Annotated in this window: 16 protein-coding genes and 1 other RNA gene; 10 read left to right on the top strand and 7 right to left on the bottom strand. The window is 40.7% G+C overall.

Features of this window, described 5'->3' with window-relative positions:
- Nucleotides 1–83 precede the first annotated feature (83 nt).
- Nucleotides 84–2,666, bottom strand: a complete 2,583-nt coding sequence (locus tag BMX79_RS12490) for a transglycosylase domain-containing protein (RefSeq protein ID WP_170230951.1) — start codon at nt 2,664–2,666, stop codon at nt 84–86.
- A 129-nt stretch (nt 2,667–2,795) separates the two neighbouring features.
- Nucleotides 2,796–3,422 carry a Holliday junction resolvase RecU gene (gene recU, locus BMX79_RS01740; RefSeq protein WP_091478618.1) on the bottom strand — a complete coding sequence of 209 codons (627 nt, stop codon included), beginning with the start codon at nt 3,420–3,422 and terminating at the stop codon, nt 2,796–2,798.
- Between the two features lie 46 nt (nt 3,423–3,468).
- Between recU and BMX79_RS01735 the strand changes: the two genes are divergently transcribed.
- On the top strand, nt 3,469–4,062 hold the full coding sequence (locus BMX79_RS01735) for an SLOG family protein (protein ID WP_246117623.1): 594 nt from the start codon (nt 3,469–3,471) through the stop codon (nt 4,060–4,062).
- Nucleotides 4,063–4,095: 33 nt separating this feature from the next.
- Here BMX79_RS01735 and BMX79_RS01730 read toward each other — a convergent pair whose 3' ends face one another.
- Nucleotides 4,096–4,365 carry a hypothetical protein gene (locus BMX79_RS01730; protein ID WP_091478616.1) on the bottom strand — a complete coding sequence of 90 codons (270 nt, stop codon included), beginning with the start codon at nt 4,363–4,365 and terminating at the stop codon, nt 4,096–4,098.
- A 222-nt stretch (nt 4,366–4,587) separates the two neighbouring features.
- Between BMX79_RS01730 and gpsB the strand changes: the two genes are divergently transcribed.
- The 5 genes from gpsB to ndk all read left to right on the top strand — a co-directional run bounded on the left by gpsB (nt 4,588) and on the right by ndk (nt 7,553).
- The gene (gene gpsB / locus BMX79_RS01725) at nt 4,588–4,902 is read left to right on the top strand and encodes a cell division regulator GpsB (RefSeq protein WP_091478614.1); all 315 of its coding nucleotides are present in this window, start codon (nt 4,588–4,590) and stop codon (nt 4,900–4,902) included.
- Nucleotides 4,903–4,921: 19 nt separating this feature from the next.
- Nucleotides 4,922–5,300: RNase P RNA component class B (gene rnpB, locus BMX79_RS01720), an RNA gene on the top strand.
- 99 nt (nt 5,301–5,399) lie between these two features.
- Nucleotides 5,400–6,524, top strand: a complete 1,125-nt coding sequence (locus BMX79_RS01715; protein WP_091478613.1) for a THUMP domain-containing class I SAM-dependent RNA methyltransferase — start codon at nt 5,400–5,402, stop codon at nt 6,522–6,524.
- Nucleotides 6,525–6,671: 147 nt separating this feature from the next.
- On the top strand, nt 6,672–7,076 hold the full coding sequence (gene fosX / locus BMX79_RS01710) for a FosX/FosE/FosI family fosfomycin resistance hydrolase (RefSeq protein ID WP_091478611.1): 405 nt from the start codon (nt 6,672–6,674) through the stop codon (nt 7,074–7,076).
- 72 nt (nt 7,077–7,148) lie between these two features.
- On the top strand, nt 7,149–7,553 hold the full coding sequence (gene ndk / locus BMX79_RS01705; protein ID WP_218025339.1) for a nucleoside-diphosphate kinase: 405 nt from the start codon (nt 7,149–7,151) through the stop codon (nt 7,551–7,553).
- Between the two features lie 89 nt (nt 7,554–7,642).
- On the opposite strand, the gene BMX79_RS01700 is transcribed toward ndk, so the two are convergent.
- The 3 genes from BMX79_RS01700 to BMX79_RS01690 all read right to left on the bottom strand — a co-directional run bounded on the left by BMX79_RS01700 (nt 7,643) and on the right by BMX79_RS01690 (nt 9,831).
- A complete protein-coding gene (locus BMX79_RS01700; RefSeq protein ID WP_143059406.1) occupies nt 7,643–7,879 on the bottom strand; it encodes a hypothetical protein in 237 nt (78 codons plus the stop codon).
- Nucleotides 7,880–8,059: 180 nt separating this feature from the next.
- Complete coding sequence (locus tag BMX79_RS01695) at nt 8,060–9,376, bottom strand: Na+/H+ antiporter family protein (RefSeq protein ID WP_091478608.1); 1,317 nt, start codon at nt 9,374–9,376, stop codon at nt 8,060–8,062.
- 227 nt (nt 9,377–9,603) lie between these two features.
- Nucleotides 9,604–9,831, bottom strand: a complete 228-nt coding sequence (locus tag BMX79_RS01690; RefSeq protein WP_091478606.1) for a DUF378 domain-containing protein — start codon at nt 9,829–9,831, stop codon at nt 9,604–9,606.
- A gap of 250 nt (nt 9,832–10,081) precedes the next feature.
- Between BMX79_RS01690 and BMX79_RS01685 the strand changes: the two genes are divergently transcribed.
- From BMX79_RS01685 to BMX79_RS01670, 4 genes are all read left to right on the top strand, one after another.
- Complete coding sequence (locus BMX79_RS01685) at nt 10,082–10,540, top strand: 8-oxo-dGTP diphosphatase (protein WP_091478604.1); 459 nt, start codon at nt 10,082–10,084, stop codon at nt 10,538–10,540.
- On the top strand, nt 10,541–10,915 hold the full coding sequence (locus BMX79_RS01680; protein ID WP_091478603.1) for a DUF6933 domain-containing protein: 375 nt from the start codon (nt 10,541–10,543) through the stop codon (nt 10,913–10,915).
- A 783-nt stretch (nt 10,916–11,698) separates the two neighbouring features.
- The gene (locus tag BMX79_RS01675) at nt 11,699–12,583 is read left to right on the top strand and encodes a bile acid:sodium symporter family protein (protein WP_091478601.1); all 885 of its coding nucleotides are present in this window, start codon (nt 11,699–11,701) and stop codon (nt 12,581–12,583) included.
- Nucleotides 12,584–12,649: 66 nt separating this feature from the next.
- The gene (locus BMX79_RS01670) at nt 12,650–13,438 is read left to right on the top strand and encodes a mechanosensitive ion channel family protein (protein WP_091478600.1); all 789 of its coding nucleotides are present in this window, start codon (nt 12,650–12,652) and stop codon (nt 13,436–13,438) included.
- A gap of 111 nt (nt 13,439–13,549) precedes the next feature.
- Here the strand turns inward: BMX79_RS01670 and BMX79_RS01665 are convergent.
- On the bottom strand, nt 13,550–13,796 hold a 247-nt coding region (locus BMX79_RS01665), incomplete at its 5' end, for a transposase (protein WP_143059405.1).

Genomic DNA, 13,796 nt, shown 5'->3' with positions numbered 1-13,796 from the left:
AGAGTAAAGTTTACTCAATATAGGTCGGAAGCTTTTTACATTATAAGTTTGTATTCAATCAGAAGGTGAGAAGTGACGATAAATTATTCTTCAGAATCTTCTTCCGTATCGTCTTCTTCAGGTTCCTCTTCAGGCTCTTCTTCCTCAGGCTCCTCTTCAGAAGAATCCGGCTCAGTTCCAGGGGGTTCTTCTTCTGTTTCTTCTTCCTCCTGAGGCTCTTCAGGTTCTTCTTCGATCTCTTCTTCAGGTTCCTCTTCAGGCTCTTCTTCCTCAGATTCCTCTTCTTCTTCGATTCTTTCAGGAATCGTGATGGAGACAGATGATTCAGGCCCAGTGTTTCCATATGCAGAAACAGAGAGGGTGATCGTTAATGAGCCGGAAGGGGGCTCGGTGATGACCGCTTCAGTGTCGCTTAAAGTAGTAGACTGACCGTCCACTGACAGATTATAAGTGAGTGATTCATCTTCATTGTCTAAAGTGTACTCATCCCAAGTGATAGTCAGTTCGTCAGATTCCTCATCGTAATCGGCAGACAGACCAGTTGGAGCGGACAGTTCTTCACCATAAGAGGTTGAGACGTCAGAAGGCTCTGTTCCTGCCACAAAGAGTTCTGTGACGATATTATCAGACGGGGTGTTAGGTCCCGGCAATTGAGCTGGATTCGATCCATCCTCAACATCGACGACGCTGACAGAAGAAGGGCGAGACCAGTCACTGTTATCCATACCTTCAGAAACATACTCCATGATTTCACGGTAGATTTGTCTAGGCAGTTGACGGGTGCCGTCATTCAAGCTTAAATAGCCGTCTCCATAGCTGTCGTATCCAGCCCAGACTGAAAGAGAGTAATTTGTTGTATACCCAACGTACCACGAATCAGGAACAGCTCCTGAAGGATAGTTGTATTGGTCCATCTGATCCTGAGTAAAGTTAGTTGTACCCGTTTTACCTGCTTGAGGCAGATTGGATATACCGACTGTATTGTAATTCGCAGAAACAACATCTTTTAATACATCAGTAATCATATAAGCCGTATAGTCAGACATCGCCTGATTTGTTTCTGGAGTCAGATCGATTTCCTGTCCGTCTTGAGTAATTACTCTTGATACAGTATAGGGCTCTGTATAGTTCCCACCGTTGGCAAATGATGCGTAAGATCCTGCCAGCTGCAGTGGAGAGAGATTTCCGTTAATAGCATTTTGCTCAACAAGCGAATCAGCACTTGAGTTTAACGTCTCAATATCAATTCCAAGATTAGTTAAAAACTGCTCAACTTGGGCATTCTCAAGGTCTTCATTCATGACTTTGGCTGCAGGGATGTTTCTTGAATCAACCAGGGCATCTCTTAAACTGATTTGGCCTCTATACTGTCTGTCATAGTTTCTAAGAGGTGTACCGTCTGAATAGCTGTATTCTTCATCAATAATCTGATGATAGGTCGAATACTGTAAGGATTCGATTGCTGGGCCATAAGTTGTCAAAGGCTTGATTGTAGAACCGACTGATCTGGACTGGGTGGATCGATTAGCTGAAAGCTGACTTTCCTGGTTACGTCCTCCTGCTAAAGCCCTGACCTTTCCAGTTTCAGCTTCAACAAGAGAAACAGCAGACTGGATATCATCATTGACAAAGTTGACATAGTCTTCAGAGTTAAGAACATCGTAGACTCTCTGCTGAGCATCCATATCTATATTTGTTTCAATGGTCAACCCAGCAGTGTAGGGATCAAGACTGGTTTTTTCCTTTACTTCATCAAGGACAGTGACCAGGTAGCCATCGAATACCATATTATTCTGTTCATCCTGAGACCGCTCGATCAGACCTTCATCAATTGGTGTTTCCATTGCTGCATTTGCTTCTTCTTCAGTAATCATACCCTCATTTCGCATCACGCTGATGACAACATTGCGTCGGCGTTCTGCAAGGTCCGGATTGACATATGGATTGAACCGGTTAGGGGCCTGAGCCATTCCTGCAAATAAGGCCGCTTCATGGATTTCAAGTTCACTGACGTGCTTGCCATAATATTCTTCAGCTGCTGTTGCCACGCCGTAAACATTACCTGCCATATGAATCTTATTTAAATATAAGGACATAATCTGTTCTTTAGATAACTGACGTTCCAGCTGAACAGCCAGCCAGGCTTCCTGAGCTTTACGTCTCAGAGTCTGGTCTTCACGCGCTGTTGAGAACACTGAGAGTTTGACGAGCTGCTGAGTAATTGTACTTCCGCCACCAGAAATCTGGCCACGATTTGTTACGAATCCTGCAGCTGCACGGGCAATACCAATCGGATCGACACCCATGTGACTGTCGAAACGCTGATCTTCAATCGCAGTCATCGCATTGATCATAACTTCTGGAAATTCGTCGGGATTTGCAAAGTTTCTGCTTTCTGCGCCTAGTGTGTAGAAGACTTCACCATTCATATCTACCAATTCGGAAGAAAAGGTACCTAAAAGGTCATCTTCAGTCATTTCAGGAGCACTTGCTGCATAATAGACGAATAAGGATCCGCCAGCAACCACAGCCAGCATAATCAGTGCAAACAGTGTCAGAAAGGCACGTTTGATCCATTTTCCAGCTCCACCTTTTTTCTTCGGCTGATTTGTGTTCTTCTTGTTTTTCTTATAATTTTTTCTTGTTACCTGATCGTTCTGGGACATAATACGCTCCTTCTCTTCCATTAAATTAATCGTTATGGAAGACAGCATTTTTCTTTATTTATATCAAAAAAGAACATTACACTAATTTCTCTGGCCCGTCAATAGAGCGGTTTTTTTCTTAAACTGTTCTTAAAGATCTCTGTTCACAATTAACTTGTCTACTATGGACAAATAGGGAAGTCGGGGGGCTAATGAATACTGAAGTTCATAGCCATCCTTTTCGAAGACAGAATAAGGGATAGATTTTTTCCCATTCTTTTCAAACTGCTGATCCCACCATTTTTTCAGGACGGAAAAGTCAAGAATGAAGACTTTATCGAGTGTGCTGAAACGGACAACGATAAAACAGATGCCGCCCTGATCGACGCAGGCTTCCATGTGAGAAAGCTGATGGTCGTGAAAGTTCTTAAGAGGAAAAGATGTTTTGTTTCTAGTTTCCTTCGCCTCAAAATCGATGTAGTAACCATTATAAATGCCATTGTAGTCTGTAGTAGAGGCCTTTTTATAGTAGGCTTCTGTAATTTTCGCTGCACTTCGACTCGGATAGTCGACATTAACAACTTGTATTGGAATCGGTTTTTTATGAATCACTGCTATTTTTCTGAGGAGATAATAATCGTTCGTCTGGTTCAGATCTTCTTCGAGAGTCATTCCCCGATTACTGTACCCAGTTTTTTTCTTCTTCGGTTGATTTTTTTTAGTCTTTTTGTCATCATTAACGAGATAAGGTTGACCATTAGGGTAACGAATAGTCATAAATTTTCACACCCTCAATTCAGGATACTATCAGTTTACCAAACAATTGTTTCTAAATATAGAATGGGAGGAGAAGTTTATCAAAAAATTATATGTCAGCGGATACCGTTCATATGAGGTATCAGTTTTTGCTGAAGATGACCCAAAGCTGCATTATATCAAGCTGTATTTTGAGAAAAGACTGATTGACTATATTCATGAAGGGCTTGAATGGGTGATCATTTCTGGAAATATAGGTACGGAACTTTGGATGGGAGAGGTCGTTTTGAAAGTAAAGACGGACTATCCTGACCTTAAGCTCGCAGTTCTGCTCCCATTCACAAATTTTCAGAGCAACTGGAATGAAAAGAATCAGGGTCTTTTTAATACAATCATAGAAAAGGCAGATTATCTGAATTATACCTCCAATACTGATTACCAGAATCCAGGCCAGCTAAAAAACAATCAGGAGTTCATTATAAGAAATACAGACGGCTGTCTGCTCTTCTACGATACAGAGCATGAAGGCAAGGTCAAGTTTTTCTATGAAGCGGCAAAGAGATACCAAGAAATGAGTACGTATGAAGTGGATCTGATCTCTTTTGATGAACTGCAATGGTTCATAACTGATCTTGAAGAGGAACAGTTTGACCAGATATAAGACTAGGCATTAAGACTATATCAAGTCAGAAATTTAGTCTGCCCTTCCACGCTGCTGCAGAGTTTCTCTCATAACCAGGCGGTGCAGGTGCTTAACTTGGTCAGGGAGTTGATCACCATAAGTAAGCAGATAATGAGAGATGAGTTTAGATAAATCAGCACAGAAGTCTGGAAAATGATCGTCAGACAAAATACGTTCTGCCTGTTCAACAAGAGCCTGCCGTAATTCAGGAAACGGGGATAAGGAAGATGAGAAGCTGCAGAAGAGGATAGCATCATATAACTGTTTTTCTTTCTTATTCATAAATCTGCAACACCTTTCTTTGGATTATTGGATATGATGACCCGATACATCAATATTGAGATAAGTCAGACAAATTTAAGAACTATGTCATAATAAAGATACGGGTATCTTCACTTTTATAGTAGAGTTTGTTATAATAAGGGCTGTAGTATAAATTATAGCATAATCCAGTAAACGAGTTTAAACCATCATAAATGAATCGATAATAGATGAGGTGTAGGAATGGATAGGGAATTGACTCAGAAAGAGATCCTTGAAAAAGATTTTAAAACTAAAATGCGTGGCTACGATCCAACAGGTGTAGATGAATTTCTTGATGTGGTCATTAGAGATTATGAATCATTTCAAAATGAAATCGATAAACTGAAAGCTGAAAATAATCGTCTGCTTGATAAGTTGGATGATCAGTCGAAGCAGATGAGCACTCAAAACCAGAACCAGAGTCAGTCTAGCTCGAATGTCACCAACTTTGATATTCTGAAACGTCTGTCAAATCTTGAACGTCACGTTTTCGGTTCAAAATTGGACAATCAGTAAACAATATTTGAATAGTGTACATCACGGATAATCGCGCAGCTCCTTGTGAGCTGTGAGGAAAGTCCATGCTCACACAGGCTGCGATGCCTGTAGTGTTCGTGCGCAGCGAAACAATAAGCTGCGGCTCTCAAGTGATTGAGATGACGGCAGGAAAAAGAGCTACGGGGAGACCTATGCTTGAGTACCCTTGAAAGTGCCACAGTGACGAAGCAGACGGGGAAACGCGTCTGGTGGAACGCGGTAAACCCCTCGAGTGAGCAACCCAAACTTATGGTAGGGGCACTTTTCTCCTGGAATTGAACAGAGAGAAGAGGCCGGGCTGATTATGCCCGAGCAGACAGATGGTTATCTCTGAGTGGACTTCACCGTCCATTCTAGACAGAACATGGCTTACAGTGATGTACATAGTGACTGAAATCCTCTCTATCCAGGGAGGATTTTCTTTACGTCAAGAGATAATTCATTCATACTAGTAGAAAAAGAGAGGTGTCGGATAAATGACGTATCAATTACTGGCAACAGCAGCAAGCGGAATAGAAGCGCTTGTTGGAAACGAACTGAAAGACATGGGATACGACGTTGAAGTGGAGAACGGTCGTGCGCGTTTTGAAGGGAATAAGGAAGACATCGCAAAGGCCAACTTGTGGCTCCGTACAGCTGACCGCGTAAAAATCATCGTAGGCGAATTTGAAGCCAAGACATTTGATGATCTATATGAACAGACTAAAGCTCTGCCTTGGGATGATTACCTGGCTATGGACTCAGCTTTTCCTGTCAGCGGAAAATCTATAAAATCAACATTGTACAGTGTGCCTGATGTTCAGCGTATCGTGAATAAGGCGATTGCTGACAAAATAAAGGATGTTTACCATCGTCGCGGAATGCTACCAGAAACTGGAGCAAAATTCCCCATTGAAGTGGCTATCCGTAAAGACAAGGTCCTTTTAACGATCGATACAACTGGACCGAGTCTGTTCAAGCGAGGCTACCGCATCGATAAAGGTGGCGCACCATTAAAAGAAAATATGGCTGCTGCTTTGGTTATGCTGACAACTTGGCGAAAGGACCGTCCATTCGTCGATCCGACGTGTGGTTCCGGGACTATTCCGATTGAAGCAGCTCTGATCGGTCATAACATCGCTCCTGGCTTCAACCGCAGCTTCCTGTGCGAAGACTGGCACTGGATGCCGGAAGAGTTGTGGCAGAAAGTCCGCGTGGATGCAGAAGAGCAGGCTGACTACGATATTGAACTGGATATTTTAGGAACGGATATCGACGGACGTATGATCGAAATCGCCAAAGCAAACGCTTTGGAAGCAGGGTTATCACACAGCATTGAATTCAAACAGCTGCAGGTAGCTGACTTCAAGACAGACAAGGAATTCGGAATCATTGTTTCCAACCCACCATACGGGGAACGATTAGGCGATCCTGAACAGGCATACCAGATCTACCGTGATATGGGCCAGGCCTTCAGACCACTGACGACTTGGAGCAAGTATATTATAACCAGTGATCTGGACTTTGAAGAGCACTACGGTCAGAAAGCAACCAAGAAACGTAAACTGTACAACGGATACCTTAGAACGGATTATTTCCAGTACTGGGGTAAGCGTAAATAAGTAACAGAATACAAAAACGATCAAACTCATTAACTACCAGGATGTAAGACTGGCGGAAGGTGGGTTTTTTCGTATTTTCACTAGAAGTCATCTTTATAAAAAGCTATACTTCTGACATAGAGATTCTGACTGTTGAGGAGGGCAATAATGATTGAAGGATTGAGTCATATCACATTGGTCGTCACAGATCTTGACAGAACAGCCCGGCTGTTTTCTGATATATTTGAAGCTGAAGAAGTTTATGACAGTGGAGAAAAGAAGCATTCGCTTTTCAAGGAGAAATTCTTTCTTATTGCAGGCGTCTGGGTTGCTATAATGGAAAGCGAAGATATAAAAAATGAAACGTATCATCACGTCGCATTCAAAATCTCGAATTCTGAATATGAAATCTATAAAAAGAAGCTGGAGGCTTACGATATCCGAATGAGAGAGTCAAGGCCGAGAATAGAGGGTGAAGGGCGTTCGCTTTATTTTTACGACTATGATAACAACTTGTTCGAACTGCATACCGGGAAGCTTGAAGAACGCCTTGATAGTTATAATAAGGTGTAGGTCGATTTTTTACTTTTATATGCTCAGAAATCCTAGTGAAGATTCGTAAATGTTTTGAGAGGATGGATCATAATGGAAAAGACTTTAGTCATTATAAAACCAGATGCCGTTGAAAGAAATCTGATCGGACAGATAATAGATATATATGAAAGAAACGATTTGAAGGTCATCCAGATGAACATGATGAAACCTACTTTAGAGCAGGTTCAGAAACATTATTCTGAGCATCAGGGGAAGTTTTTTTACAACAGACTAGTTGAGTATCTGACGAGCGGTGATATTGTTGTCCTATTATTGAAAGGAAAAGGAGCTATCGAGCGTGTCAGAAAATTAAATGGAAAAACTAATCCGGAAGAAGCAGAAGAAGAGACATTAAGAAAACGATTTGGCATTGACCACACGAGAAATTCGGTTCATGCGTCAGATTCTGAAGAAAAAGTGGCATATGAATCTGCAATCTGGCTTGCTAAATCATAAATAAGAGCGAAATTAAAAAATAGAGCGCAGAAGGATAAGGCCTTCCGGGCTCTATTTTTGTATGCTAAAAGTGTGGAATACAAGTTTCCTCACATAAGATCTTTCTTTCTCGGACTGAGGATCAGAAAGAGAAAACTATGTATGAAGAATAAGATAAGCCATAGAATCCCTATCCATATAGCCTCGATAACAAGCGGAATAATAAAAAATGGCATGGTCAGAAGGATGATCATTGAAACAAATAGATACAAAATCACTTTTCTTTCATGTCTGTCCCACCAGGTAGAGTGTTCAGGGTGGGGGATTTCAGATTTTGATTTCATCAATTATCAGCACCTTTAATATCAATTATATTAATTTACCTGTCAATAATTTCTGAGCCTATTAAAAGAATGACAAGTAGGTCAATATGCAATTTTTTCTCCTATTGATAGCTTATGTAAAGATAAGGCCGAGACAATTGCCTCGGCCTTTCTATAGTTAAGAATGATGATTGAAACTAATTATTATAAGATAACCGCTCCGATTATTCCGAAGATGATGATTGGAATATCAAAGTGGGTGAATGTTGCCACACAGGTGTCCCAAATGTGATCGTGCTGGCCATCCACATTCAGACCGGCTGTTGGTCCAAGCGTACTGTCTGAAGCTGGAGAACCGGCGTCACCAAGAGCTGCAGCTGAACCGATCAGAAGAATCGTCGCAGCAGGACTGAAACCTAACTCTAAAGCTAAAGGAACATAGATTGCAGCGATGATAGGAACCGTACCAAATGAAGTTCCGATACCCATTGTAATGAACAGACCTAAGACGATCATACCTGTAGCGGCCAGAAGCTGGTTGTCACCTATAATCCCTGTAACTGATCCAACTAACGTTTCAACGCCGCCTGTCGCACGGATGACATCTCCGTAACCTGAAGCAACCAGCATTACGAAGGCGATGAAGCCCATCATGCCAATCCCATCTTTAACCATGCCATCCAGATTTGTCCATTTGATTGCTCCACCGACAACCATGATCGCCAGCCCGACGATAGCGCCTAGAACTAGTGACCCAACAGCGAGTTGAACAACCAGGGCAGAGATTGCACCAATAAGGGCAAAGATGTGTGTACGATTAAGTTTAACTTCTTCCTCAGACTCATCTCGGTCTTTATACCCAAACTTGTTGCCTGAATGTTCATCGTATTCACGAGGTTTACGATAAGTAATAAGAACGGCAATCAACAAGCCAACGAGCATAGCCAGTCCAGGAATCCATAGAATCTGCCAGATCGAAATATCGCTGACGTCCATTCCGCTCTGAGCCATTTCGTCACGTATGATATTGTGGAAAATCAGCCCATAACCTACAGGAATTGTAATGTATGCTGATTTCAAACCGAAAGTCAGCGCAGTGGCGACAGCTCGTCTATCTATTTTCAGTTTATTGAAAACAGAAATAAGCGGGGGGATAAGGATCGGAATAAACGCGATGTGGACCGGAATCAGGTTCTGAGAAAACATGCTGATAAACGCAATAATAAATATTAGTGTGCGTCCAGTTCCTCTAATACTTCTCGACAATCGTTGGGTCACGATTTTTGCTGCACCAGTCTGGTGAATAGCTGCAGCTAAGGCACCAAGTAATATGTAGTTCAGTGCAGTTTCTGCATTTCCACCCATACCACCTATCAATGTTTCCAGCGTTTCGATAAGGGGCATTCCTGAAACCAGGCCACCTACGATCGCCGCAACAATAAGCGCGAGAAGTACGTTCAGCTTGAATAAAGATAATCCAACCATGACAACTACTGAAATTAAAACAGGGTTAGTTAACACTTTCTCACTCCTCTAATTATAATCATACCAATTTTTAACTTAACTAAAATAATACCATAGATTTGCTTCAAGTAGAAAATATTTTAATTCGAAGTATTATTTGAGTGTCAACTATTACTGAGAAATATAAAGCATTTATATACTGGTAGTCGGACTGTCCATATCTTATGGTTCAAAAAAAGAGGCCTGCGTTTAGACCAGCCTCAGTCCAAAATTTTAAGTTTCCTTTATCGATTTGTTCGGTTATTATCACGATATCCCCCAGGACCATACATAAAATATTTAATGCAATATAGTGCTGCAAGACCAACGATCACATAGACGATACGGGCAATTATATTATTCTGACCTCCAAATATAGATGCAACCAGATCAAACTCAAAAAGTCCGACTAACAACCAGTTGACTCCACCAATGATTAAAATGGCTAAAGCGACTCTGTCTAATGTTTTCATTTTTTTATTCCCCTCCTTTCTCTTCTATATTTAAGACACCTAGAGTATAGTTCAAACCCTTTGATATAGCGAGTTATAAGCCCCGAAATATGGAGTAATGTCTCTCAAAAGTTTTAGTCTTTGAATTGACTATCAGACAATTACTTATTTACGATTATGTGAAATTAATAAATGAAACTGATATACTGTTTGTATAAATGTGAGTATTTTAAGAAAAGATTATTGCAGTTTTAAAATAGGGAGTGTTTAAATGAGCGAACAAGTCATCCTTACCAATATGTGTCTGATACGTAACCCTGAAAACCAAGTCGTTGTTCAGGATAGACGAGATAAGAACTGGTCAGGAATAACTTTTCCAGGTGGGAAAATTGAATATGCTGAATCTTTCAAGAAGGCTGTTATAAGAGAAGTTTATGAAGAAACCGGACTGGTCATTTCTGACCCTGTCCTTGTCGGTACCAAGCAGTTTCAGACTGACAAAGACGAACGCTACATCGTTCTATTATACATAGCAACGCAGTTTACTGGTACATTGAGGTCATCCGAAGAAGGAGAAGTATTCTGGTTAGACGTATCGGAACTCCAAAATTATAAGCTGGCTCCTGACCTGATGGATATGTACAAGGTGATGATTTCAGATGAACTAAGTGAATTTTATTATGTGCGTAATCAAAACGAAGAGTCAGACTGGGAGCTTCAATTATTATAAATGCATTTAACAGAAAAGCCGGCTGCTGTCATGGATACTTTAATTAAGGAGAAGAAGATGAGAATTCATTGTACTAAAAAAATGCTTAAAGCGATAAAAAATAGTGATGGTAACTTTGGAGATTCAAAGGTTACAATCGATATGGATTATGATCATGCGATAGATTCGGATGAACTTTACGACTGGCACGCCAATGTAGTGGAGCTTACAAGGGCGACTGTATTGGTTGTCCTGATGAATGATAAAACATATTATCCTATAGTTTGCGGGCCTGTTAGATTAAGTAAAATAAATACTATTTTAGATGATTTCCAGTCCAATCTGCTTCAATTAATGCAGAAAACTAGCATTCCTGAACATATTAGGGTTGATTAAGTTAATAACTTCAAGGATGTAACTTTAACTAAGACTTTGACCCGTAGTAAAGTCAGTCAACTTAGCTCAACAGGAACGGACGCGCTACAATATGTCTATTATGAAGATTTAAATATAAAGGATATAGACCCTATAAGGTTAAGCGTCTGGTTAAGCGGAGTCTATCGAACAAAAAATGGGGTGTTCAATAAGCCGATTAATCTGTGGATAGATGAATGGCAAGGGCGTATCCATTAAATATAGGAGAAGTGTATTCAATAACGTTGACTGGTGAAAGTATCAAGTGTTTTAATTAAATAATCTTTCCACGAGTCAGTGTCTTTCAATAGAAAGAAGGAAGGTTGGGGGACCCCAACCTACAAAAGCATTGTAAACAATGAACGACTGTCTAGCAAATATAGATGGTATTTCGTTGTTTTTTTTGCGGAAAAGGTGAGTGGCTTTGCCTTGCGTCCAACTGAATAACTTCGAGCTAACCGAGTGTGTTCTAAGACGCATCTTACAACCAACTGAGTGACCCCAATCAAGTTAAGTGGGTTCCAAGATCCATCTTGCGACCAACTCATCGACTACAAACCAAATGAGCAGGTGCTAAGACTTATTCTCCCCCAACTTTCTTCCCGTCACTTAAAGAAGAAGGAACTAAATTAACCAGACGATATTAGCTACCAGACATCAGAGCCTTCAATACGCTCCTATAACGCTCTCCCATTCAAAAAAAGTTGACTTTAAGTAAGTATAGATAGTATCCTTTATATTAGTGCGTTAAAGGAGACGATTATTATGAACTTGATTAATGGTGTTTTAAATGTGATATATGATGTCAGTTATTTTATCATGCCGATATTTATCTTACTCCTAGTATTCAATTCAGGATTAAGTGAACATCCGAAAACGATTTTGAAGACTGTTAAAGATAATTGGGCTTTTTTCCTGAGGTTGGTCGCTTTCAACAATGTGATTCTACCAGTCATTCTCTGGCAGCTTCTCAGAGTCATCCCAATTGAACCGGTTTATTCTGCAGCATTTGTTATTCTATTCTTATGTGCGGGAGCCTCAACAGTTATTGCGTTTGTGCAGGAAGCTAGCGAGAAAATCACTTATGCTGTTTCAACAATGATTCTGTTGACCTTGTCAACAGTTCTAATTTTACCTATTCTTTTACCGATGATGATTGAAGGAGTAGAAATCACATCCCTGGACCTTGTCGGAAGCCTTGTAGCCAGTATCCTGCTGCCTTTATTTGCTGGATCTGTCATGCGACTGATTTTCGAAGAGACGGCGCTGAGAATCAAGCCTTTCACATTGAAGGCGCAGAAAATACTGATGAATATAGCAGTATACGGCATGATGCTTGGCCTTCTTCCTGAACTGGTTCAGCTTATCGGGAGTGGTGTGATTACGTCAAGCATTCTTGTTGTACTGTTGTCGGCAGGTATCGGCTACCTTATTGAATCAAAAAATCCTGACCGAGCAATGCAGCTGACATCCGGGTTTGCAGGGGGACAGAGGAATGGTGCAGTAGCATTTGCAGTGGTTTTAAACAACTTTTCTGATCCAGGGATTTTTCTTACGATTGCTGTGACAACGATGATCAGTACAGTGTTATTCAGTGCCTTATCCACCTATATGGGCAAATCAAGACTTAAAGAGGCCGAAACTAGATAAGGTTTCAATTAAAAAAATTACTTGCCGGCCGTGATACCTACGGATTCGGTATAAAGGAGATTAATAATGAATTGGATTACATTTTTTATCGATAAAGCCGTACCTGTAGTTATGGCAGTACTTACTTTAATTATTGGATCAAGTCTGATTAAGGTTTTCAACAGACTATTGACGAGACAAGTTAAGAAATCAAAAATGGATGAAAGTCTTAAGCCATTCCTTCTGTCTGTTTTTAGTGTCGTAATGAAGATTCTTCTTATTATTGTTGTAATCGGTATTCTAGGCATACCAACAGCGTCGTTTGTTGCTGTTCTAGGTGCAGGAAGTCTGGCGATTGGTCTGGCTTTTCAAGGCGCTCTGTCTAATCTGGCTGGAGGGGTTCTACTTCTGACCATGCGACCGTTCAAGGTAGGGGATTATATTGAAGGGTCCGGATACAGTGGAACAGTCAAAGCCATCCAGATTCTTTATACCGAACTGATTACTCCGGACAATAAAATGATCTACATTCCTAACGGGACACTGTCAAATGCTGGAATCGTCAATTATTCAGTTCATGACACCCGACGAGTCGATTTCACTTTCGGTGTTGGATACGAGACAGATACTCAGCATGTGCTGAATGTATTGGAAGGTATTTTAAATAATCATGAGTTGGTCATGTCTGATCCTGAACCGTTTATTCGCCTGTCTGCTCATGGAGACAGTGCCGTCGAATATGTTGCGAGAGTATGGGTCAAATCCGAAGATTACTGGACGGTACACTTTGATGTCCTGCAGGAAGTTAAGAAATCGTTTGACCAGGAAGGGATTTCAATTCCTTACCCTCAAATGGATATTCATATGACTAATTAAATAAAAAAGAGGTTGGGACAAAAAGTCCTAGCTAACCAATAAACAGAAGAAAACCGAGTAGAAATGTACACCCGTACAAACCTACTCGGTTTTCTTTGTCTCAAATGCCCATTAGCCTCGTCTCTTGTTGTATTTTCTTAGATTGTTTGCCATAAATATCAGGTTCGTTTCATTTTCCACTTTCGATTGTCCACGAACTGAAAATCGAGTGAAACCTAAATTAGCCTTCACCTGTCCGAAAGTTGGCTCGACATCGATTTTTCGCTGCCTGTATAATGTAGCCCCTTCTTCAGTTGAAAGCTGTTCTTTAATTTTTAGTTTTTGCTCTTCATACTCATAATTAATCCACAAGGATTTT

Origin of the sequence: Alkalibacterium pelagium, from assembly GCF_900109325.1 — a bacterium.
GTDB classification, from domain to species: Bacteria; Bacillota; Bacilli; order Lactobacillales; family Carnobacteriaceae_A; genus Alkalibacterium; species Alkalibacterium pelagium.
The sequence above is the reverse complement of the archived record's forward strand: the minus strand, read 5'-3'. Positions and strand labels throughout refer to the sequence as shown.